The 22,067-nt window shown below is 41.4% G+C and carries 20 protein-coding genes; 8 read left to right on the forward strand and 12 right to left on the reverse strand.

From position 1 onward, the window contains the following. The first annotated feature begins 35 nt into the window (after nucleotides 1-35). Both H8B17_RS20355 and H8B17_RS20360 read left to right on the forward strand, forming a co-directional pair. The gene (locus H8B17_RS20355; protein ID WP_190311079.1) at nucleotides 36-758 is read left to right on the forward strand and encodes a hypothetical protein; all 723 of its coding nucleotides are present in this window, start codon (nucleotides 36-38) and stop codon (nucleotides 756-758) included. A 151-nt stretch (nucleotides 759-909) separates the two neighbouring features. Then, nucleotides 910-1,293, forward strand: coding sequence for a hypothetical protein (locus H8B17_RS20360; protein WP_190311080.1), 384 nt, complete (start codon nucleotides 910-912; stop codon nucleotides 1,291-1,293). 36 nt (nucleotides 1,294-1,329) lie between these two features. On the opposite strand, the gene H8B17_RS20365 is transcribed toward H8B17_RS20360, so the two are convergent. From H8B17_RS20365 to H8B17_RS20410, 10 genes are all read right to left on the reverse strand, one after another. Beyond that, a complete protein-coding gene (locus H8B17_RS20365) occupies nucleotides 1,330-1,866 on the reverse strand; it encodes a carboxymuconolactone decarboxylase family protein (protein ID WP_190311081.1) in 537 nt (178 codons plus the stop codon). 11 nt (nucleotides 1,867-1,877) lie between these two features. Then, nucleotides 1,878-2,735, reverse strand: a complete 858-nt coding sequence (locus tag H8B17_RS20370; protein ID WP_190311082.1) for a helix-turn-helix domain-containing protein — start codon at nucleotides 2,733-2,735, stop codon at nucleotides 1,878-1,880. 92 nt (nucleotides 2,736-2,827) lie between these two features. Continuing rightward, the gene (locus tag H8B17_RS20375) at nucleotides 2,828-3,283 is read right to left on the reverse strand and encodes a thioredoxin family protein (protein ID WP_190311083.1); all 456 of its coding nucleotides are present in this window, start codon (nucleotides 3,281-3,283) and stop codon (nucleotides 2,828-2,830) included. A 10-nt stretch (nucleotides 3,284-3,293) separates the two neighbouring features. After that, nucleotides 3,294-4,001, reverse strand: coding sequence for a peroxiredoxin family protein (locus H8B17_RS20380; protein ID WP_223816710.1), 708 nt, complete (start codon nucleotides 3,999-4,001; stop codon nucleotides 3,294-3,296). A 76-nt stretch (nucleotides 4,002-4,077) separates the two neighbouring features. Further along, nucleotides 4,078-4,647, reverse strand: coding sequence for a carboxymuconolactone decarboxylase family protein (locus H8B17_RS20385; protein ID WP_190311085.1), 570 nt, complete (start codon nucleotides 4,645-4,647; stop codon nucleotides 4,078-4,080). 65 nt (nucleotides 4,648-4,712) lie between these two features. After that, on the reverse strand, nucleotides 4,713-6,017 hold the full coding sequence (locus H8B17_RS20390) for a spondin domain-containing protein (RefSeq protein WP_190311086.1): 1,305 nt from the start codon (nucleotides 6,015-6,017) through the stop codon (nucleotides 4,713-4,715). A 343-nt stretch (nucleotides 6,018-6,360) separates the two neighbouring features. Beyond that, a complete protein-coding gene (locus H8B17_RS20395; RefSeq protein ID WP_190311087.1) occupies nucleotides 6,361-7,980 on the reverse strand; it encodes a RagB/SusD family nutrient uptake outer membrane protein in 1,620 nt (539 codons plus the stop codon). A 19-nt stretch (nucleotides 7,981-7,999) separates the two neighbouring features. Then, a complete protein-coding gene (locus tag H8B17_RS20400; RefSeq protein WP_190311088.1) occupies nucleotides 8,000-11,062 on the reverse strand; it encodes a SusC/RagA family TonB-linked outer membrane protein in 3,063 nt (1,020 codons plus the stop codon). 159 nt (nucleotides 11,063-11,221) lie between these two features. Then, a complete protein-coding gene (locus H8B17_RS20405) occupies nucleotides 11,222-12,856 on the reverse strand; it encodes an alpha-L-fucosidase (RefSeq protein ID WP_190311089.1) in 1,635 nt (544 codons plus the stop codon). A 190-nt stretch (nucleotides 12,857-13,046) separates the two neighbouring features. Continuing rightward, nucleotides 13,047-13,466 carry an L-rhamnose mutarotase gene (locus H8B17_RS20410; protein ID WP_190311090.1) on the reverse strand — a complete coding sequence of 140 codons (420 nt, stop codon included), beginning with the start codon at nucleotides 13,464-13,466 and terminating at the stop codon, nucleotides 13,047-13,049. Between the two features lie 296 nt (nucleotides 13,467-13,762). Between H8B17_RS20410 and H8B17_RS20415 the strand changes: the two genes are divergently transcribed. Beyond that, on the forward strand, nucleotides 13,763-14,623 hold the full coding sequence (locus tag H8B17_RS20415) for a helix-turn-helix domain-containing protein (protein WP_223816711.1): 861 nt from the start codon (nucleotides 13,763-13,765) through the stop codon (nucleotides 14,621-14,623). A 52-nt stretch (nucleotides 14,624-14,675) separates the two neighbouring features. Here H8B17_RS20415 and H8B17_RS20420 read toward each other — a convergent pair whose 3' ends face one another. Next, nucleotides 14,676-15,992: a rhamnogalacturonan acetylesterase gene (locus H8B17_RS20420; RefSeq protein ID WP_190311092.1), complete on the reverse strand. Its 1,317-nt coding sequence runs from the start codon at nucleotides 15,990-15,992 to the stop codon at nucleotides 14,676-14,678. Between the two features lie 515 nt (nucleotides 15,993-16,507). Between H8B17_RS20420 and H8B17_RS20425 the strand changes: the two genes are divergently transcribed. After that, on the forward strand, nucleotides 16,508-17,029 hold the full coding sequence (locus tag H8B17_RS20425; RefSeq protein ID WP_190311093.1) for a GNAT family N-acetyltransferase: 522 nt from the start codon (nucleotides 16,508-16,510) through the stop codon (nucleotides 17,027-17,029). A gap of 270 nt (nucleotides 17,030-17,299) precedes the next feature. On the opposite strand, the gene H8B17_RS20430 is transcribed toward H8B17_RS20425, so the two are convergent. Then, entirely contained in the window at nucleotides 17,300-18,778 is a 1,479-nt protein-coding gene (locus tag H8B17_RS20430) for an MBL fold metallo-hydrolase (protein ID WP_223816712.1), read from the reverse strand. 249 nt (nucleotides 18,779-19,027) lie between these two features. On the opposite strand from H8B17_RS20430, the gene H8B17_RS20435 reads away from it, so the two are divergent. From H8B17_RS20435 to arsB, 4 genes are all read left to right on the forward strand, one after another. After that, a complete protein-coding gene (locus tag H8B17_RS20435; RefSeq protein WP_190311094.1) occupies nucleotides 19,028-19,360 on the forward strand; it encodes an ArsR/SmtB family transcription factor in 333 nt (110 codons plus the stop codon). A 69-nt stretch (nucleotides 19,361-19,429) separates the two neighbouring features. Next, the gene (locus H8B17_RS20440; RefSeq protein ID WP_190311095.1) at nucleotides 19,430-19,894 is read left to right on the forward strand and encodes a DUF6428 family protein; all 465 of its coding nucleotides are present in this window, start codon (nucleotides 19,430-19,432) and stop codon (nucleotides 19,892-19,894) included. Nucleotides 19,895-19,913: 19 nt separating this feature from the next. After that, nucleotides 19,914-20,528, forward strand: a complete 615-nt coding sequence (locus tag H8B17_RS20445; protein WP_190311096.1) for an arsenate-mycothiol transferase ArsC — start codon at nucleotides 19,914-19,916, stop codon at nucleotides 20,526-20,528. A 3-nt stretch (nucleotides 20,529-20,531) separates the two neighbouring features. Then, nucleotides 20,532-21,563, forward strand: a complete 1,032-nt coding sequence (gene arsB / locus H8B17_RS20450) for an ACR3 family arsenite efflux transporter (RefSeq protein ID WP_190311097.1) — start codon at nucleotides 20,532-20,534, stop codon at nucleotides 21,561-21,563. The last annotated feature ends 504 nt before the right edge of the window (nucleotides 21,564-22,067 follow it).

Raw genomic sequence — 22,067 nt, forward strand, 5'->3', positions numbered from 1 at the left:
TAACAGATAAAAACGACAACAATAAAAATGAATACATGAAACTTTTAATCAGAACAGTCCTTTTAGCCGTTATTATCAGCAGTGTGCTTTTTTCCTGTAGCAAAGATGATGATAACGCACCTGATCCTCAAACCGGATACTTTGTAAAATCGGTCACCGTGTACACTCCTTGGAACCGGGACTCTATACAGATCGGGTTTCGGTATGATGACCGTAACAGAATTATTGAGCAGTCCTTCGGCGAAGATCTAATTACCTACACATACAACGATATAGGGGAACTTGTCGAGTCTTCTATAGGCAATGGGCCCGCTTATCACTTCATTTATCAGAGCGGTCACATCAACCAAATTCAGGTTGTCGATCGGGATACGGATGAAATCGTGGATCAAATGTCTGTTTCTTTTTCCAATGGAACCTATTCGATCGACGGAGAAGCGGTATGTAAGGTGGATGAGCAGAATCAGCTTTTGGAATGGTATGACGACAAGGTTGTCTTTTCGTATGGATCTTCGGCAGGCGTACACGAACATTTGAGGCTTAGTCCGGCCCGCTATCTTGTAGAGCTTACCGATGAATATTTCACCCTTGACCTTGGGTGTTCCAACCGGGAGCTTACAGGCTGGACGCAAGGAAACTCGGTAGTTACCGCAAAAAGTGTCCGGAATGATCAGGGTCTTATTACTTCTGTTTCTACTGTTAGAGATCACGAAGATTTTGCCAAATGGGATATTGAATACGAAAAACGACAGCTATAACCGATACCCGTACGGTATTTCTAGGTATTCACAATAGCTGTAGCCTACTTAAATTATTTGGTTAAGGGTATTTTTTCTTTTTTTTGGGGTATTTATCACTGCAACTATATGGAACAGAATAGGTTCAATTAATACAACAATAAATGAAAACATGATGAATACACAAAACCTTTTTGCTATAAAAGGACAAGGTCCTATCATAGCTTTCGCAGTAGTAGAACCAACGTTCGATCCGGCTACTCCAAATCGTGGTGGTGAAGGAAACATACCGGATGTCGACCCACTTGAACGAGAGGAGCCGGAGTTGGACGAGATAGAGGAAAATCAGCCCAATGAACAGCCAGACATCGATCCCTTTGAAGCACCTAATCCTGATATTGACGAGATCAATCCGAATGCCGAACCTGAAATTAATGAGCTTTCAACACCAGAGCCCCATATCGACCGTGATCCCACTGTCGAACCGGGGACAAACCCGATGGGGAGAAATCCAGGCAGATCGAATTCATGCAGTAGCGTTTATGTGTGGGGATGAGTCATCTATTTCTGATCGTTTTCATCGTCATTATCTTTAATCAAGTTCCGGTGCCAGCGGAAAATCGATGGGTACCTGCAATGTTTTTGTTAGGAGGTTACTGATATAATTTTCGCCCATCGTTTGAAGGAGGTCCATCAGGTGTTCTTCTGTGTATCCCATACCAAAGAAGAAATCCAGTTCACTTGCTATGTGGTTGCCCCTATTTTCTGTCATCGCTTTGACAAGTCGCGCCAATGCGTCCAGTTTGGGATCAAATCCGGCCATCCCATGCCTTAACTGCATAATTTCATTATCGCTGAAGCCGTTAAGTTTGGCGATCATTGTATGTGCGCTGAGGCAGTAGAGCGAGCCATTGCACTGCGCCATTACCAGACTCACCACCTCCCGCTCCCTAAGGGTGAGGGAGTTTTTGCGGCCCTGAAAATGATAATAGGTATCAAAAGCGTGCTCGGAGTACATCATGAATAGAAAGAGGTTCGGTATATGCCCGAGCCGCTTCTCAAAATATGCAATATAATTTCTGTTTGCCTGGCTTACCACCTCTATATTAGGTGTTTCTATTGCTACCATCGTTGTTTCATTTAATCCTTGTCATTCTGTTCTACTGCCCTGAATTCGGAAACATTGCTTCCGGTATGCTGTTTGAAGAAACGGCTGAAATGAGCGGGGTTTTCAAATCCCAGTTCATAGGCTATTTCTTTGGCAGACTTGTCGGTATAATGTAGATATCGCTTCGCCTCGAGAATAATCCGGTTGCGAATGAGAACCGAAGGAGCCGGTTGCTTTAAAAGGGCAAATGTATTACTTAGCGTCTTAGGTGATTTATTCAGTGTCGCGGCATAGAACTTTACCTCATGTTCCTTTTTGAAATTCCCTTCGAGGATCAGCGAAAACATCCGCACCAAATCCATTTTTTCATCCGGAAATAGCTGGTAACTTTCACTCTGCTGTTTGGCGATGCGCGTTGTTTTGATAATTACCCTTTTCAGCAGTACGCGCAGCATCTCCCCTTGGAAGTTATCCCTGACCTGCATTTCAAGGGAAAATACACGCGACAGGTCTTCTATTTCCTTTACTTCATCAGTTTCCAGTTTGATAAACATGGGATGGCGTATCCCATAGAAAAGGAAGCCCACACATCCTACTTCTTTATCGTGGTTGAGGATACAATAAAACTCACGGTTAAACTGCCAGGCCACCAGCTCTTCGGGCCGCTCGAACTGGAAGTGCTGATTGGACACCAGGGGCAGGATACTCGCTTCCGGCATCGTGTAGGTCACCTCGTCGATTTTTACCTGTTGCGCCGTACCGCTATTGTAGACAAAGGTGTTGACAGGTTCCGGATCCTGGTCTCGCAGGCCTCTGCCCGAAAGCAGCTGGTTGTTATTGTGCATGATGAAACGCCCGAGCGTTCCCTTTTCATTGTATTCACTGATCATTTGCGTCCGGTTTATGTAATTACAATCTATTCCCGTACTAAGGTATTCACTTTTTTCTACCCGTATTCACAAAAACTCTATTCATATAAGAGCTATTTCTTTGCCTTCGCCTGCTTTCCAAACTCAATAAGCTTGTCTCCGTTCACAAAACCTACCTGCTGCAAGAGCAGTTTTCCCTCCGGATTGAAGAAAAGTAAGGTGGGGTAGGCTGTTACATCCCATTGTTCCGCAAGTTGAATGCCTTCACCCTTTTCCGTATCCACCGTATAGTTAATGAAATGAGCATTGAAATAAGCTCCTGCCCTTTCCTCAAGAAACGTTTTTGATTTCAAAAGTTTACATGGGCCGCACCACGTTGTATAGGCATCGACAAAAATATACTTACCGCTTTCCTTCGCTTTGGCAGCGATATCCTTCCATCGGCCTTCGGTGAAATGGATGCCTTTTGACCTATCGGAATCCGTTTTCGTTTGCCCTATGGCTTCACTGCTTAGACACAATGTCAGGAAAAAAAATAAATAGGCTATTGCTTCGGGGTATCTGTTCATGCTTATCATCTTACAGTTCATTATAGATCGTTGTTGCCACCGCTTTCAGCAGTTCCGGGCTGAGGCGCTGTTTGAAATCAGGATTAATATATTCATAATGTATTTTGCCCGCTTTATCCAGAATAAATACCGAAGGAACGGGCAATAGCAATTCCTTATTCATTCCGCCGCTAGTTTTTGGCAGCATTTCCCAATAACCTTTAGGTGCCTTGTAAGCCAGTCCAAATTTTTTAGAAACCTGTAGATCGGCATCCGAGAGCAGGGTATAATCAAACTGTTTCTCGTTGGCTGATTCCATCAGCCCTTCCGGACTATCCGTACTGATGGCCAACAGTTGATAGCCCATTTTTTCGAGCTCCGGCGTCAATTCCTGGAGACCGGATAGTTGCTTGGTGCAATAAGGGCACCACCCACCCCGGTAAAAAACAAGAATGGTCGGCTTGCTTGCTACAGCCTTGTTCAGATCAAAGGCCAGGCCCTTTCCATCCTTGAGTGTTACCCTTGGAATCGATTCACCGATAAGCAAGGGGCTAATGTCCTCCGGCTTCTCTGGTATCCTATACATGGGTTCTTCCATATTCATTCCGGATGACATCTCCATCTTGTTTTCCTTATCCATATTATCCTGAGCCATGGTTATTGCGGGTGTCAGGATGGTGATTAACCCCGTCAATATCATTACGCAAAGTAATGCCTGTAGGTTTATTGTTCTCATCATTTTCATCTTTGTATAGTTATCTATGCGTGTTAAATCTCAATTGTATAGATGAGCTCGTTACACTCGGTTTGTTTTTTTAATGGTTTCCCTGATTAAATGTTTCTTGATCCGAAATTTCCTTTGCTAAGGGGAAGTCAATTGGCACTTGTGTCACAGCATGTAGTAAGTTGCTGATTGTTCTGTCACCGATCAACATGATCAGGTCGACCAAATTTTCCCTCGTGTATCCCACTCCGAAGAACAGCGTCAATAGAGACTCATCAATAGATCCACGATTTTCGGTTATCGCTTTCGCCAGCTTCACCAAACGGTCTAATTTCTCGTCGGATGAAACATGGCCCGACCTGATCTCCAATGCCATCTCTGCGCTGATACCGGCTGATTTTGCGATTATGGTGTGGGCACTGAGACAGTAAAGGCAGTTATTGATCTCGCTTACCACTAGGTTAACAGCTTCCGTCTCCTTAGTGGAGAGCGAAGTGGGACTTTCTTCCAATTGCAGGTAAGCCGCTAGCGCATGTTCCGAATAGGCTATCACATTATAAAGATTCGGCACTTTGCCAAAGGAGCGCTCCATTTTTTCGAAAAGCGCCCGATTCTTCTCCGATACTTCTTCTTTCTTTAATATACTGAATGTATGTTCCATATTGTTTTTTTTAAAGGGAAGAGGTGCCTTGCGACAACCTCTTCCTGTTGTCTGATTATTGATTTTTATTGAAGCGTCACTTTGATAATTTCATTAATAGCCGGCAAAGTGGTGAAAGCGTTGGGGTTCGGCACGCCTTCAATGGCTTTGCTTTCTTCCAAGGGCGTACCCGCTAGGTTAAACTGCGTGATCCCTGCGCCGGGGAATTGATCCACCGCTGTTCCATTATCATACAAAGCAATGGAGCTAGAGATATCTCCTTTTTGGGAGGCATCTACACCGTTATCCTTCGATGCAAAGAACCAGTCATTTGAAAAGCCGTACATCGTGGCAATGGCCAGTCGGTCACCGTCAACAATGTTCAATTGTTGCGTTACGCTGCTTCCGGCTTGCTCGCCTATTTTCGGTAGCAATATGGTTGAATTTTCTGCATGTAATACGTACACTTCTTTTACACCGTCTACGGTTTTAAGGTAATCGGCAAGTCCCGAAGCATCGCCTTGTTGGGCCAACTCCTTCAAGCCTTCGCCACGGTCTGCTTCTCCTGTTTTATAAATCGGGTTTTCAATACCGTTGTAAACAACAACGAGTATAGGAGAAAGTGGTGTGAAAATACCGGTCTGTCCAGTGATATATTCACCCAATACACTGTTGTCTCCTGTTTCTGCAATGTTGGTAAGGCCGTTTGCGGCGGGTTGGCCGGCTTCAAATAATGGCGTAGGATCTAAAAGATCTCCTCCCGCGATATAAGAAATAGCCCACACACCGGGGCTGAAAGGGGTTACATTGCTAGTACCACCGGAGGTGTTTTCTATGGTTATGGTAAAGGTTGAATTACCCTCGTAATGCAGACTTGCTTTCATTAAAGAGGAGGCTGCTGCATAGGTGTTGCCCTGTGCATCTGTACCCGTAACTTCGGTAATGTTTTGTGCCGTGGCCTCAGGCATTCCAGGCCGGGTAACATTTGGTCCGGGAGCTTGATTGATGCGGGTACCGTTATCCCATAACTTGATCTGTGAAGAAACATCGCCTTCAATGGGGGTGCCATCTTCCTCATACAATGTAATTCCCGGGTTTTCTGGTGCGAAGAAAAGGTCGCTTGACCAACCGTACATGGTGGCAAATGAAAGTGCCTGGCCCTTGGCTGCCGAAAATTGGAACGAAATGGATTCGCCGGGCATGATCACGGGAACATCTCCGCTATTCTCAAAAGTTCCCGATTGTACCAATGGCCTGGAATCAAGTACATTTTCTACCGTAATGGTAGAAGACATACCCATTTGCTGGTCGTCGCTGTCATCCTTATCACAGGCGACAAATAGGAAGGGCAGTGTTACAAGGGATAACCAAACTGATTTTCTGTGTTCCATAATTGTTATGTCTTTTTAAATTTCTTAATAAGACAAAGGTATCCCGACGGAAGGCTCCCACCGATACCCAGATTTCCCGATCTGATGACCGTTTTTCCCGAATACATGTCTATACTCCTGTCTATTACTGGCCTAAAAGTCGCCTGCTGGGCGAGATCGCGCAAGTACAGCACGTCCTCTTTTTTTATAAACGGGATAATATGGTATTGATGATAGATAATTTAATGATAAGTTAATCTCACAAAGATAGAGAACTAGATGTAAATCAGCTGTTATTAAGGAATTGTAAGTTTGACAAGTAATAGGGAAATAATTTCTTGCCATACGGTAACCTAAGCTAAAATTAATATCCCGGGTTCTGCCGCAGGCGGCTATTGATCTGTATTTCCGATAGCGGTATCGGCCAAAGTTCATTTACGCCACTTTTAAATGCGCGTTTTTGGTAAATAAGGTAACCTTCTTCGTCAATGGCAAAATCTGTATATGTAGCCGGCTCGCTGGTCAATTTCATCCCGGTAAATTGCCGGTTTAGTTCCTCGCCGGCTATACCCCAGCGGAGGATATCAAAATACCGGAGGCCTTCGAACGCAAACTCTACTCGCCGCTCTCTCCTAATAGCATTCCGCAACTCGGTTTGTTCGGTTGTCGTGACAGGGGGCATATTCACAGCTGATCTACTCCGCACCTTATTTATCGTTTGATCCAACAGGGACCTGTCAACGATATCGCCTGCCTCAAGTTTGGATTCAAGATAACTAAGTAAAACTTCTGCATATCGAATAAGAGGCCAGTTAGCGCCATAGTTCATAAGATTGCCATTAAACGAATCATCCATAAATTTTCGGATGGCATACCCGCTCCAGTTATAGCGGTTGAAACGGTCAGGAGAGGATGTTCCTGGGCGGGAAATATATGTCTGTCCTTTAAAAACTGACCGATCAGAAATTAATACGGTATAATCCAATCTAGGATCTCTGTTTTCATACGGATTATGTATTTCGTATAACGGAGACTGTTCGATCGTTTTGCCATCTAAACATTCGAACGTTTTGACCAGTTCATTATACGGCGAAAACTGATGCCAACCTCCCCATGTTTCTGGATAAAGATATTGCGGTAAGACATGTCCATAAACATCTTCTTTATATTGAGAGCTCAAAATAACTTCTTTGCCGCTACCGTTACCTAGTTGAAAAAGAGATAGAAATTCAGGATCTATCGTATAGACGTCTGCCTCGATAATTGCTTTATAGGCGTCGGCAGCTGCTCCCCATTTTTCTTCAGCCATAAGCAGTCGTCCCAATATCGCCAAAGAAGCTCCAGAGGTAATCCGTCCGGCTTGATCGGCAGGTCTTGTAACCGGTAATATAGGATAACTTTCGGACAGTTCTTTTTCTGCAAAAGACCAAATTTCCTCTTTTGTGGCTCTCTCGACATTATTTGCCTGTTCGATGGTGAGGACATTTGTTATCAAAGGTACTCCTCCATAATAGAGAGCAAGGTTAAAATATTCGTAGGCCCGAAGCGTACGGACTTCGGCGACCATAATCTCTTTTTTGGTTTCATCCATAGAAACCTGGTCAATATGATCCAGAAAATTGTTACATGCTGCAATTTTTTGATACGAATTGGCCCAGTATGATGCAATCAGTCCGTATGCAGAATTCAGCGTACCGTCGGTCACCCGGTCGGGAATTAATTCCTTTTCGGAGCCGTTTCCAGCCATCAAGTCGAGATATAGCAAACTCCTTGGCGTCCAGAAATCTTCACCTTTCCAAAAGGCTCCGGTATTGTAGCATCCCATTAACGCGAGGAGCGCGTCATTTTCTGTATTCCAAAATGTGTTATCGGAAACTGCATCCAGCGGATATTTTTCAAAGAATCCCTTGCTACAGCTGGTAACAATTGCTGCCAGCAACAGTATCGATGATCTGGCAATGATGTACATGTTCTTTATTTTCATGATCGTTAGATAAATGCTCTTAAAAATTGATATTCAGCCCAAATGTATATACCGCAGTGATCGGATAAAACGGCGTATTATCGCCTGTACCTTGATTCATTTCAGGATCCCATCCTTTATAAAAGCTGTTGAATGATAATAGATTTTGGCCGCTGAAGAACACTCTCAGTTTTGACACGTTCATTTTTCTGGTCAACTCTTCTGGGAACGCGTAGCCAAGTTGTAGATTCTTCAGCCTGATGAACGAGGCGTTTCTATTCCAGAACGTTGATGTCATGGTTGTTCCTGAACCCATATTCAAACTGGTCAGTTTTATATACGCTGCGTCAGGATCAGGGTTTTCCGGCGACCACCTATTGTCTGCTTGCCATTTTTGAATTTGTCCACCGTTGTAGAATGCAAACGCTTGATAGGCGCCCATCTGACGATAAAATCCAGCTAAACCGTGTAACAATATGGAAAAATCGAAACCGCCGTAGTCGAGATTAATCGTTGCTCCGTAACTATATCTAGGCGCAGTATTTCCTATTATTTCGCGGTCATATGTGGGATCGACAACGCCATCTGGAACACCATAAGGGCCGCTGATATCGGCATAGCGTACGAATCCGGGCTCGGCTGAATATGGCTGCCCGGCATAATTCGCTATATCGTCGTCATTTATAAACAGTCCATCTGCCCGATATCCGTATATAGCACCTATAGAACTTCCAACAAACAGCCCTTTGTCGATATCCTGCTGTAAACCGCCGGCCAGTTTTTCTATACGGTTACGCGTGTAAGAAAAATTAGGACTAACCGACAGACCAACCCTCCCTATCTGTGTATTGTATCGAGCCATAATCTCAAAGCCTCGATTCCGGACGGCTGCTGCGTTGACCTCTGAGGGAGTTAGACCCAGCACACTGGAAACAGTCAAATTATAAAGGATATCATCTGTGTATTTATCAAAATAATCTATTACGAAATCAAGCTTGCCATTTAATATGGACATATCAAGTCCTACGTCCGTGAGGGTGGTAGTCTCCCAAGTGATAGCTTCGTTAGCCAGATTGACGAGACGTGCACCCGGCGCGAGGACATCTCCAATAGGATAACCGTATCCCAGGCTTAGCACATTCTGATATGGATAATTGCCTATATTCTGATTTCCCAATTTCCCCCATGATGCCCGTATCTTCAGGTTGTCAATGCCCCGAATATTCTCTTTGAAAAATTGTTCTTCGGAAATACGCCAAGCTCCGGACACTGAAGGGAAAAAACCCCACCTGCCGGTTGCGGGGAATCTGGATGTACCGTCATACCTGGCATTGGCTTCAAAGAGATACCGATCATCAATGTTATATTTTGCCCGCCCAAAGAAAGATCGTAAGGCCCATTCTGCACCGGATCCTGAGGATTGCATGTTCGATGCGGCGCCGGCATTTAGTTCATGCAAAAGATTACTGGGAAAATTATCCCTAAAAGCGGACATCCAATCTGAACGGTTCCTTTCTTCAGAATATCCCCCTAAGAGATTTAGTGTATGGGTGTCAAACTGTTTGTCAAACGCTAACAAAGACTGTAGGGTGATTAGCGAATTATCTCCTGAGGAAACATTTAGATTGTTTGGCCCAACGCTTTTGTTTTCGTCGAAAACGAAATCTGAGGTGAAGCTGTTATCCGTGTAACTTGAATAGTTATAGCCTGCTTTACCACTCCAGGTAAGTCCGGGGATTATTTCCCACGCTAATTCCGCACCACCAAGGAAAAATTTGTTTGCTCGGTTAACAAAAGATTCGCTGGATAGCCACGCCTCGGGACTATAATTGTCTTGATACCCGTAGGTTCCATCACTTTTTCTGCCCGCGAAGATTGGTCCTTGCCGAACTGCAAAACCAATCATGTGCATCATATCGCCATCAAAATGTTTTGGCTCCTTCGTTTTAGCAGTATTGCCGTTTACATTCACATTCAGTTTTAGATTATCAAGTATCTCGCCACTGAAATTTAACATAAAGTTATAGCGCTGATAATTGTTTTTGGCAACAATCCCATCTTGATTTAGATATCCAAGAGAAAAAAGATAGGTAGCTTTATCGGAACCACCCGAAAAACCCAAATTATGATTTGTCTGAAAACCCGAACCTGAGGTTAACAGATTTTTAAGGTGGGGAACATCTGGATAATTATCCCTATCGACGCCGGAGCGAAATTTCTCTATTTCTTCGTCTGTATAGGTCAACGCACGCCCCATATTGATACTTGCCTCATTAAACAGTTCGGCATAATTCACGGAGCTCACGAAATCAGGTAGTGCTGTCACTTTCTGCACCCCTATTGTATTATTATAGTTCACTTTCAGTCTCCCGCTAGTACCCTTCTTGGTCTCAATTAGAATAACACCATTCGCAGCACGAGTTCCATAGATTGATGCGGACGCAGCGTCTTTTAGCACAGATATACTCTTTATGTTATTGGGATCAATGTCATTTATGGAAGCGGCCAAACCGTCTATGAGTACCAACGGATCATTTCCGGCTCCCGAAAATGTTCCAATTCCTCTTATTTGAATGGATGCTCCATCATTACCCGGTCGTCCAGCTCCCTGTGAGACTGTCACACCTGTTGCGAGACCTGCCAGTGCTTGAGACGCTTGTGTAAGGGGTCTATCTTCTATATCTTTTGCTGAAACGGATGAAACTGCTCCTGTAAGATTCGTTTTCTTTTCTGTTCCGTAGCCGATAACAACTACTTCTTCCAAACCCTCCATCAGGGGTGACATTTCTATATGAAAAACGGTTCGGTCTCCGATTTCCAATTCTACTGGTTTGTAACCCGCGAACGTAACAGAAAGGTGTTCCGGCGAATCTGAAAATTCGTATTGAAGTGTGAATGCTCCATTTTGGTCAGTTGATACGGACTTACTTGTACCCTTTATCAATACTGTTGCCGCAACCATAGGTTCTCCTTTTTCGTTTTTCACTAAACCCGAGATTGATTTTTGTTGCTGTCCATACAGGTTGTGCACAAATAGTAGGAGGATAACGGTAACAATACCGTACCATCTGATACAGCTATATCGTTTAAAATTGGCAATCATCTTTTGATCTTTTATGTGTTAAGAAAAGCACCTGCTATTACAGGTCTCTATATCCCTATAGATAAATTTGGTGCTAGAAAAATTATCAACAACGGAAAGAATTTAGAACTGATAATCAGCATACTGCGCGTACTTTTCATGTCAGTCTTGCGGTTTATATCAAGAAATTTTCAAAACAACGCCGATATCGTCTTGTGGAGCTGTTTTAGGTATTCTTACGACCAGGCCATTATGATCTTGCACAAAAGACAGATTCCCTTCGTAGCCCAATATTTTTACTCTTTTCACGGTTTGTGCGTTTGTAGCTCCCTGAGCTAGAGAAACTATTTTCACATTTTCTTTTTCGAGTTTCCCCATAATAATGGCGTACAAAACATTTCCTTTTTTTGTAAACCTTATGTCTTCACTGGTGAACGGCTTGCCTCGCCCCTCGTTGAACCCTTGCGCGTGTAGCTCCGGCGCATCCTGTTGCGCAGGTCCTTCTCCAAAAGTATGCCATGGTCTGGTCCCTATGATAGATTCCGAATTTATACTCATCCAACAAGCTATTCCCTCAACCACGTTTCTAGCCTTATCGTCTAAGGATCCATCTCCTCTTAACGGAACGCTTAATAGCAGATTTCCATTTTTGCTCACGACATCTACCAGCATATGCACTACAGTCTTTGCAGACTTATAGTGGTTATTGTCATAAATACGTCGATCATAATGCCATGCGCCAATACAGGTACATGTCTGCCAAGGTAGCTGTTCAATTTTATTACTTTGCCCTCTTTCGATATCCCACACCATACATTTACGCTGCTGCTCGTTCAATATCTTGCCATTGATCACTACATCTACTTTCCCTTTATTATGCTTCATACTTCTATTGTAATAGTGTGCTGCTATTTCCAGCCCAACATTGCTAATAGGCCATAGCGGCAGAGCTGTATCGTCAAAATAGACAACATCGGGATCGTATTTATCGATAAGTTCTAATGTTCGATCTTTGAAATTTTCACAGTATGATGCTGTCGGAATACTTACGCCACTGTCTGTATCCCAATGCCATTGGCTATGTATAGTGTATCCCTCTTCACTCCCTTTACTCAACGGGTGGTTCTGTGCATATAATTCTTGCGGATCGTATCCTTCCCACCACTTTCCTTTGCCATCCGCTTTGGTCAACTTTCCGTCGTAGGGGACACCTTCGTGCGGCCCTTGCTTGTCTGCGCGTTGAGCGGTTTCATACCATGTCCAGGCGTGCGCTGCGTGAACGCTTACGCCAAATCGAAGTTTTCTCTTTTTTGCCGCCTTCGCCCATCCTTGAACGATATCTTTCTTTGGACCGACGTTAATGCTATTCCATTTATGATGACTGCTTTCGAATAAATCTAGATTATCATGGTGATTCGCCAAAGTCATAAAATATTGGGCTCCTGTCTTTTCATACAGTTCCATGAGGGTTTCCGGGTCCCATTTTTCAGCTTTCCACTCATTGATGACATCTTTAAATCCAAAAACCGATGGATGTCCATATTTTTCAACATGGTATTTATATTGGTCAGAACCTTCCTCATACATGCCCCGAGCATACCAATCTCCTCGTTCAGGTTGACACTGCGGCCCCCAATGCGCCCAGATACCAAATTTTGCATCTCGAAACCAATCCGGCACACGGTAGTTTTCCAAAGATTGCCATTCCGGTTTAAACGGCACCTTTCCCCAAGTACTTATCCCAAAACTATTCTTACTTAGATACAGCGCAGGTATGGTGGCGCCTAACATCTTAATTATGGTTCTTCTATTCATAATAACTATACGTTTAATCATTGTGCTGTCGAACGATCATCAGCTAAAATAAAGCGATCATCCGGCTTACAAAAGGTTGCTTCTTATTTAAGAACAAAGTTAATTTAATTACTATCGCTGTTTCAATCACGTTATCGACAAAAAATTTCACTTTATCGACTTATTCCATTTCAATCGGATGCATTGTGTCTTATTCATCTCCAGAATCATAGAGATAGAATATCCTTTCCATTAACTGCCACTTTTCATGGGAGGATTTTCCATTTGACCGTTGGAAAAAAGACATCTTATTCTCCCATTCGGCTTGTCGGGGTAGTGTGTCTAGCTTTGAAAAGGCTACGTCCCAATCGAAGTCCAATGCTGTTTCTACAATCATAAACAGCCTGTTTCCCAGCACATATATCTCCATTTCTAGTATTCCGATATTGCGGAGCCCCGCACGGATTTCTTTCCAATGGTTGCTTTCAATATGGGCATCGATATATTCTTGTATAATTTGTGCGTCATCTATTAAATCTAGGGTTTGACAATATCTCTTTATTGGTTGATTGTATTTTTTTTGCGTGTAGCCTATTTTAGTTTTATAACTTTCATGTTGTGTTGAATTCATTTTTACTGACGGGTTTAAGCGGATATATGTTAGCGATTTTTAGTTTATCTATGCCAGAATCATCTCTGTTTTAATCTCTTCAATTAAATTTATAGCAGGTTTACAACAAATCAAAACTAAGAGCTCACAGAAGAATTTTCTTTGCAAGAATCGACTAAAAGTTAAACGATATCGACTTTATCACAGACTGTCTATTGATTATAACCGTCGAAAAAAACTATCTTTATATTGTAAGTCATAAACAGTGCGGTAGGAATCGAATGTTATCGGATGAACCAAGGATAAAAGGAGGAGTCTTGCGAAAAGAAAAGCATCAGTTGGATTTTATTTTACTGAATATTGGATATGCGGAACATCATGCCGATTGGAATTGGAAAAACATTAACAGTCCTTTTACGCGTATTCACGTCGTAACGAAAGGAACTGCCTGGCTAAATCGGGATGGAAATAAACATCAATTAAAAGAAGGACATCTTTACCTGACACCTTCATACACACCTCATAGTTATGAATGTGACGATGACTTTTGTCTTTACTATATTCATATTTATGAGACGTTGGAAAAGAAATCGAGCGTGTTTGACCAGTTGAATTTCCCTATTGAAATCGAAGGGGATTCGTTACTACTAAATTTGATCGAACGCCTTCACGCTATTAATCCAGGGCGAGAGCTGTCATTTTATGACCCAGATGCCTATGACAACTCGGCGGAGTTGATCAGAAACATTGCAATGCAGGGACATACACCACTCGCATTTGAATTGGAAAGTAATGGAATTATCCAGCAGCTAATATCCCGCTTTGTCGCTTTCGCTACTCAGAAAACACCAGATGTTGACGAGCGCATGGCAAGAGTTCTCGAATACATACATGCAAACATCCACACTCCAATTCGAATCGATCAGTTAGCAGATATGTCTTTCCTTACAAAGGATCATTTTATACGCTTATTTAAAAAACAGCTCACCTGTACTCCCGGAAAATACATTAATCAAAAAAAGATTGAAAAAGCACAATTAATGATGCTACTTCAGAACTATAGTGTGCAAGAATTAGCTTTTCAATTGGGATTTGAAAATGTCTCTTATTTCAACAGGCTTTTTAAAAAGCTCACCGGTGAGAACCCAACAAGATATAGAAAGCGATTAGAAATGTAATGGAGGATCAGGGACTTTTGGGTAGTCCCTGACTGGCTTAGCTAACGATGCGTTAGTTACCGTCTGGTTTTTCCACTTCATTATTTACACTCGGCAGCCAATTCCATGCCGACGGCGAGCTGGGATTATGTGGATTGTATTTTTTAAAATCGATGATGTGTTTACGTAAAGGCAATTTCCGGTCTTTCACACCTTGAACGACCATCTTGGCGATTTCATAAGCGCCATAGGTGTTGAAATGGGTATTATCCTGCAACGGTTGATCTTGATTTGGAAATGTATTTGCGGGATAATGTACCAAAGCTTTTTTCGACTCCACTACACCTAAGGCTAGATAAAACGCTCGTGTCATCGCGTTGAGATCAATTAGCGGGACATCTAATTCTTTCGCTACGGCCTTCGCGGCTTTCGGATAGTCGCCCAAGGTATGCCGCAACTCGCCTTCTTCATTGAAACGGCGGCGCTCTGTAGAAGTGACAATGACCGGAAATCCGCCTTTTTCCCGAAATGCTTGTACAAAAAGTCGTAATCTTTCACTGTAGTTCTTAAAAGCACCCGCATTTTCGCCTTTTTCTTTTTGGTCATTATGTCCAAACTCAATGAATAGGTAATCTCCTGGTTTAGCAACAGACAAGATTTTTTCCAGACGATTTTGGTACAAAAAGGATCCCAACGTAAGACCCGATTCTGCATGATTGGCGATAACAACATTCGTATCGAAAAATCTTGGGAACATCTGCCCCCAAGAGGCCCATGGCTCATTCTCCTGATTAACCACCGTAGAATTCCCTGCCAAAAATACCGTCGTGACATCCTCGATCGCTTCGATCTCGATAGCAGCAATATTATTTTCACCTTGAAACTCTAATGTCAATTTGTGGTCCCAATCCAATTTACGGTTTTCTCTTGGTTTCTTTAATCGAACTGATTTCGTACTATCGATGCGTGCATCTTTTATATGGACGTTAAAAGATTTTGAAACCGCTTTATTATACTTGATCTTAACATGCTCTATATGCAATCGCCGTGATTCAGACCGCACGGTACTGTGGTAATCCCTATCGGACATTCCCTTATAATGTATCGTTACGGTATAATTTCCTTCTGGAACGTCAACGGAAAAGTAAAACGGCTTATGGCTATAGAGCGACTGCTGTCCCTGCTCTTGTTTAACTTGTACATGCTTCTCGGTATTTAAATCAAAACCGTACGTCTTCCCTTCCTGACCGTAAATAATTGTTTCCGAAATGGGGATATGATGATTTTTTTTCTCCGTCGAAGCGAAATCGAATATTTTGTGAAACGGTTGGGCGTAGCCCGTTAGGATACCCAACATACAGGTAACTGTTAAAAAGAATCTTGATTTCATAAAAAATATGGATTAGTTTTATTCAACATTTTTAAATTAACTTTCGATGTATAGTTAGTCAATAGCAATAGGCTGAAAATCATAGTCAAAATAATATGCTTCATTTATCTCGATTTCTAATTTTAACAAAAAAATTATTCATTGTTCTAAGATTACGAAGTTATTGTTATCCGACTGTAGACGCAACCTGTAGCAACCTGTGATAACCTATTGTCGTATTACGTTTCATTCCTTAATAAGATCTGACCCAAAGAATTATCACAGAAATAGATTGATTTTTAGCGCATTTCTAAATATTTTTTAGCTATTTTAGTGTCACACCATTTTAATCATGTCTGAAAATATACTTCCTAAAATAGAGGCATCGAGAAAGGAACTCCTTGATCTCGGTACGCGAAATACGTTGCTGAATTACAAAAAGCCGAAAGCGAGCTTGTGAAGGTCGATGAACAGCTCGTTTCAGAAAGGCACTTTAGGTCAAAAAAGAATACTTTTGTATTTTTACTAAAAAAGATATGGAGAATATAGAGATACAAAAGATAACAATAAATGATATTGACCTACTTCAAAAAATAGGTAGGCAAACATTTTTTGAAACTTTTTCCGCCAAAAATACTAAGGAAAATATGGCGAAATATTTAGATGAGGGATTTTCCATAGAGAAGCTAACTACTGAACTTAACGATAAAGATTCGGAATTTCACTTTGCAGTACTGGATAACAAAATAATAGGTTATTTAAAGCTAAACATGGGACAATCCCAAACAGAATTGCAGCAAGATAAGGCTCTTGAAATCGAACGAATTTATGTGTTACAATCTTATCATGGTAAAAAGGTTGGACAGGTTCTTTATGAAAAGGCAATGGAAATAGCAAAACAGAAAAATGCTCAATACATTTGGTTAGGGGTTTGGGAAGAAAATCCAAGAGCCATTCGTTTTTATCAAAAAAATGGCTTTGTAGAATTTGACAAGCATATTTTCAAATTGGGGGACGATGAACAAATCGATATAATGATGAAACTGAAATTAAAATAAATCATCGTTAGCAAGCGTACCCTCTTCCTTATGAAAGATCCGTAGCGTCAGTTTTTCGCCTTTTACCGGACGGATGGGTAGCTTAATATTTTCCAGCTCTGTCTGTTCTGAAAAAGAAAGGGGCAATCTTTTAATAGCAGCTTTATTGATATGTTAGCCTTTCAACTTTGACAGGGAACCTAGATTTTCAGTCAAATCCTCCAAAGGCAACTTGAGGTCTTCCCAATAGTCGGTTTTGTTGATAAATCAATCCAACTGTTCTGCTAAGTTCTATTTTACAAGTTCATTCTTTTTTTCCGTCCATTCGTTGATACCTCCCGAATAGGTTTTAATATTTTTAAATCCATTACGATTCAAAATAGAGGTTGCCATTGCTGCACGCACTCCGCTTTGGCAATATACAATTACAGACTTGTCCTTGTCTATTTTATCTAAGCTGTTTTCCAAAGAAGTCAAAACGATATTTTCTGCGCCTCTAATGTGTCCGTTGTTGTACTCGTCTGCTGTTCGCACATCAATGATTTGCACGTTTTTTTTATCCAGATGCTTTTTTAGTTCCTCGATGCTGACAAGTTCGGATTTTTCCAATGGTACGGTCATTTTATCCAAATCGGTTACAAAACCGTATATGTTATCCATTCCAATACGCATCAATTTACGCGTTAAATCTTCTGTGTCCTTTTCCTCGGTTATCAATACGAGTTGTTGTTGATAATCCACCAATGAACCTATCCAAGTGGATAGGGTTTTACTGTTTTCGATATGAAGACTGTTAGGGATATGCCCTTTGGCAGCTTCAGCTTTATTGCGGGTATCAATAATCAGCAAATTATTGTCTATTGCTTTTTGGAAAGTGGTTTGATTGAGTTTCGGGAGAATGGGAACCTGAATAAGTAACGGACGGTTAACCTTGTTTAAATGTTTCATTACTGCAAAATATTTCGGGGGCGTCGGCTGACCGTCCAATATGTATTTTACAAATCCTTTTTCATCATTCTTAAAATGAAAGGCTTGATTGGTAAGTTTTTCATCCTTTAAGGTGGAGTTAGGTATGGTGCTCAAACTCTTGCCACAAAATGAACCTGCTCCGTGTCCGGCCCAAATTTCCAAATCATCGGGCAATTGGGAAAATTTCTGAATGGAGTTATATAGCTGTTTTGCACCAACTTCCGGTGAGCCGATTTGTCCGGCAGCTTTCTCTAACAAATCAGGACGACCAACATCGCCTACAAAAATGAAATCGCCTGTTATGGCTCTTTGAGTTGTAGCAGGGGCTTTGGTGTCGCTTACCAAAAACGTAATGCTTTCGGGGGTATGACCAGGTGTGTGCATTACTTTCAGTTCTACCTGCCCAACCTTGATGATGCTTCCGTCTTTCAGCCCGGTATGCGGAAATTCGTACTGCCAATCTGTTCCGCCCTCATCAGACAGTAATAACGTTGCATCGGTAACGGCAACCAGCTCACGGGAACCGCTCAAAAAATCGGCGTGGATATGTGTTTCGGCGACTTTGGTGATTTTAAGATTGTTCTTTTTGGCTATCTCCAAATAAACATCCATATCCCGTTGTGGGTCTATGACAATAGCTTCTTTTGTGTTCGCATCGCCTATCACATAGCTTGCCTGTGCTAGCGTTTCATCATATACCCGCTCAAAGAAATAGCTTTGGGCGTATAGTTTATTTTCTTGTGTCAATAACATTGCAAATAATAAAAAGACTGTTGTTAAGTTTACTTTGTTCAGCATCATTCATCCTTTTTAGTAACTCTTAAGTTGCAAATTTAAACTATCTGTCCGACCTATACTGTTACTTTTGTCACATAATAGAAACAATATGCAATTATCCATTTCCTTGAGGCTGTTTTCCTGTATACCATTATACGGATGAAAATAGTAATATCTTAACGGTAAAAGTCCCGGCAGTTGACAAATAAAAACGAAAATCTTATAGATTTTTAAAAGTATTATCGTAATATTGCGATATTAAAACGTGTCATAATGGGAATTACTAAATCAGAAATATTTACGGCCGAACAGAACAAATTGGCGTCTCTATTTAAAGCTTTGGGACATCCGGCAAGGATTGCCATTCTCCAATATATCATCAATCAGAAAGCGTGTATCTGTAATGATTTAGTGGATGAATTGGGATTGGCACAGGCTACCATTTCACAGCACTTAAAAGAATTAAAGAATATAGGTATCATTCAAGGAACAATCGAGGGCAAATCCGTTTGCTATTGTATTGATGAAAAGCTATGGAAACAAATCCAAGAAGAATTTAATGTTTTTTTCAATCAAGAGGTAATAGTAACCAGTTGCTGTTCATAAATATTTTTTGAAACTTATCATCGTAATATTGCATTCTATAATTTAATATAAATCTCAAATCTTGTTTTTATGAAACTATCAAACATCAAAGAAATCCTACCAACATTGGATAATGTTGAATTTCGGTTAGAGAAAGGAACATCTGTTCCCGAACACTTCCATGTTACGGAAATAGGACAGATTACCAAACATTTTATTGATTGTGGTGGAGCAGTTCGTACAGAGAAAGCGGTAAACTTCCAATTATGGGATGCGAACGACTATGAACACCGATTAAAGCCGACCAAGCTATTGAATATTATCAAGCTGGCCGAAGAAAAATTGGGTATCGAAGACGCCGAGATAGAGGTAGAATACCAAAATGAAACAATTGGCAAGTTTGACTTGGGTTTTGACGGAAAATATTTTATCCTAAAGAATAAACAGACAGCCTGCTTAGCAAACGATGCCTGCGGTATCCCTGCGGAAAAACAGAAAATAGAATTATCGAAGTTGAACAGCGCTTGCTGTACACCTGATTCGGGATGTTGTTAAACACGAAAGACGAACCGTCATGTATAAAAATTTAGCTGAAACCATAAAGGGAATTATTGACGTCCAAACCGTAAGCGAGGAACGCAAAACGACACTTCAACCGTTGATGGACTTTGTACAGCAAAAGGCGAACAGCGGAGCAGATATAAATCTCAATTTTATCTGTACCCATAATTCACGTAGAAGCCATTTAGCACAGGTATGGGCGCAGGTGGCAAGTGCATACTTCAATACCCCGAACGTGCATTGCTATTCGGGCGGTACGGAAGAAACAGCACTGTTCCCGAAAGTAGCCGAAACATTGACCAATCAAGGTCTTCATATTTTCAAAATTGCGGAAACCAATAACCCCGTATATGCCATAAAATACAGCAATGATACACCTCCCATCATAGGTTTCTCAAAAAAATACGATGACCCATTTAATGCTTCGTCGTCATTTGCAGCGATTATGACCTGTTCGCAAGCAGACGGCGGATGTCCTTTTATTACGGGCGCGGAAAAGCGAATACCTATTACATTTGAAGACCCCAAGATTTCGGACGGCTCACCTGAACAGGCACGGGTATATACCGAACGGAGTTTGCAGATCGCGCAGGAGATGTTCTATGTTTTTTCAATGATTAAAAGTTAGCCGATGCAACCGAAATTAAAATTTCTTGACCGTTACCTTACCCTATGGATATTCCTTGCCATGGCGATAGGTGTAGGATTAGGGCATTTCTTTCCGAGCATTTCCAGTGTTACCGATGCCCTATCCGTAGGCACGACCAATATTCCTTTGGCAGTAGGCCTTATATTAATGATGTACCCACCGTTAGCTAAAGTGGATTATTCACTGTTACCCAGGGCATTTAAGGACACCAAAGTAATCGGTATATCTTTATTGCTGAATTGGGTTATTGGTACGGTACTGATGTTTGGTTTAGCTGTTCTGTTCTTACGGAATGAACCCGACTATATGACAGGTCTGATACTTATTGGTTTGGCAAGGTGTATCGCCATGGTTATAGTATGGAGTGACTTGGCGAAAGGGAACAGGGAATATACAGCGTTATTGGTCGCACTGAACAGTATCTTTCAGATAATAAGTTACAGCTTCTTTGTCTGGCTGTTCATCAACGTATTGCCGACTAAATTGGGTTTAGCTAACTTCAATGTTAGCGTATCCATGAAAGATGTAACCGAAAGTGTGTTGATATACTTAGGTATTCCTTTTTTCGCAGGTTTTATAAGCCGCTATGTACTTGTAAAATCAAAAGGAATAGCATGGTATAATCGAAAATTCGTACCCAAAATATCGCCTCTTACATTGTATGCTTTATTGTTTACTATCGTATTAATGTTCAGTTTGAAAGGCGATAAAATATTGGAATTACCGATGGATGTGGTAAAAGTAGCCATACCGTTAATCATCTATTTTATACTGATGTTTTTCGTGAGTTTCTTTGTGAGCAAATCCATGAATATTCCCTACGACAAGAATGCGTCCATCGCATTTACCGCCACAGGAAACAATTTTGAATTGGCGATAGCCGTTGCAATAGCCATTTTTGGTATCCATTCGCCTCAGGCATTTGTGGGCGTTATCGGCCCATTAGTGGAAGTGCCGGTATTAATACTGTTGATAAAGGCTAGTTTATGGTTGAAAAAAAGGAATTATAAGTAAATATCTTTTGAGGAGGGGGTGTAGAGCTCAAACAGCAGGTAACAGCTTGCCGTTATTTGAAGACATAGACCGAAGGTAGGGAGTAATTTAATATCGGTTTAATGTTCGAAATGCTTAGATTTGTTCACAATATATTTATGGGCTGATATAATTTTGATACACAGCTACCCAATAAATAATTGATGACCAAATAAATGAAGAAACAGGTTCTATTTTTAATTCTATTATTATTTACGCTTAAGGCAATCGCTGGTGATGGCCGGAAGCAAGAGGTTGATTCAATCTTGAGTAAAGCAAAAGAATTCGAGAGTAATGGTGAATTTTTGTCGCAGCTGGAAACTGCTTTAAATGCTCTGGCTCTGTCCAATGTGCACAACTTGTACGTCTTCAAACTAAATTAGACACATTAGGATGGAACCTTAAGGAGACTTTCGAGTTATAAATTTATTAATTTTTGTTGATTATACAATTGTCTTCTTTTATTCAGAGAATCGATTTTTACCT

The sequence above is a fragment of the Sphingobacterium arenae genome (assembly GCF_014692505.1).
Taxonomy (GTDB): Bacteria; Bacteroidota; Bacteroidia; order Sphingobacteriales; family Sphingobacteriaceae; genus Sphingobacterium; species Sphingobacterium arenae.

What these genes read in the sequence shown, in the direction of transcription:
- H8B17_RS20355 (WP_190311079.1), top strand. Translation starts at nt 36, where the DNA reads ATGAAACTTTTAATCAGAACAGTCCTTTTAGCCGTTATTATCAGCAGT.
- H8B17_RS20360 (WP_190311080.1), top strand. Translation starts at nt 910, where the DNA reads ATGATGAATACACAAAACCTTTTTGCTATAAAAGGACAAGGTCCTATC.
- H8B17_RS20365 (WP_190311081.1), bottom strand. Translation starts at nt 1,866, where the DNA reads ATGGTAGCAATAGAAACACCTAATATAGAGGTGGTAAGCCAGGCAAAC.
- H8B17_RS20370 (WP_190311082.1), bottom strand. Translation starts at nt 2,735, where the DNA reads ATGATCAGTGAATACAATGAAAAGGGAACGCTCGGGCGTTTCATCATG.
- H8B17_RS20375 (WP_190311083.1), bottom strand. Translation starts at nt 3,283, where the DNA reads ATGAACAGATACCCCGAAGCAATAGCCTATTTATTTTTTTTCCTGACA.
- H8B17_RS20380 (WP_223816710.1), bottom strand. Translation starts at nt 4,001, where the DNA reads ATGATGAGAACAATAAACCTACAGGCATTACTTTGCGTAATGATATTG.
- H8B17_RS20385 (WP_190311085.1), bottom strand. Translation starts at nt 4,647, where the DNA reads ATGGAACATACATTCAGTATATTAAAGAAAGAAGAAGTATCGGAGAAG.
- H8B17_RS20390 (WP_190311086.1), bottom strand. Translation starts at nt 6,017, where the DNA reads ATGGAACACAGAAAATCAGTTTGGTTATCCCTTGTAACACTGCCCTTC.
- H8B17_RS20395 (WP_190311087.1), bottom strand. Translation starts at nt 7,980, where the DNA reads ATGAAAATAAAGAACATGTACATCATTGCCAGATCATCGATACTGTTG.
- H8B17_RS20400 (WP_190311088.1), bottom strand. Translation starts at nt 11,062, where the DNA reads ATGATTGCCAATTTTAAACGATATAGCTGTATCAGATGGTACGGTATT.
- H8B17_RS20405 (WP_190311089.1), bottom strand. Translation starts at nt 12,856, where the DNA reads ATGAATAGAAGAACCATAATTAAGATGTTAGGCGCCACCATACCTGCG.
- H8B17_RS20410 (WP_190311090.1), bottom strand. Translation starts at nt 13,466, where the DNA reads ATGAATTCAACACAACATGAAAGTTATAAAACTAAAATAGGCTACACG.
- H8B17_RS20420 (WP_190311092.1), bottom strand. Translation starts at nt 15,992, where the DNA reads ATGAAATCAAGATTCTTTTTAACAGTTACCTGTATGTTGGGTATCCTA.
- H8B17_RS20425 (WP_190311093.1), top strand. Translation starts at nt 16,508, where the DNA reads ATGGAGAATATAGAGATACAAAAGATAACAATAAATGATATTGACCTA.
- H8B17_RS20430 (WP_223816712.1), bottom strand. Translation starts at nt 18,778, where the DNA reads ATGATGCTGAACAAAGTAAACTTAACAACAGTCTTTTTATTATTTGCA.
- H8B17_RS20435 (WP_190311094.1), top strand. Translation starts at nt 19,028, where the DNA reads ATGGGAATTACTAAATCAGAAATATTTACGGCCGAACAGAACAAATTG.
- H8B17_RS20440 (WP_190311095.1), top strand. Translation starts at nt 19,430, where the DNA reads ATGAAACTATCAAACATCAAAGAAATCCTACCAACATTGGATAATGTT.
- H8B17_RS20445 (WP_190311096.1), top strand. Translation starts at nt 19,914, where the DNA reads ATGTATAAAAATTTAGCTGAAACCATAAAGGGAATTATTGACGTCCAA.
- arsB (WP_190311097.1), top strand. Translation starts at nt 20,532, where the DNA reads ATGCAACCGAAATTAAAATTTCTTGACCGTTACCTTACCCTATGGATA.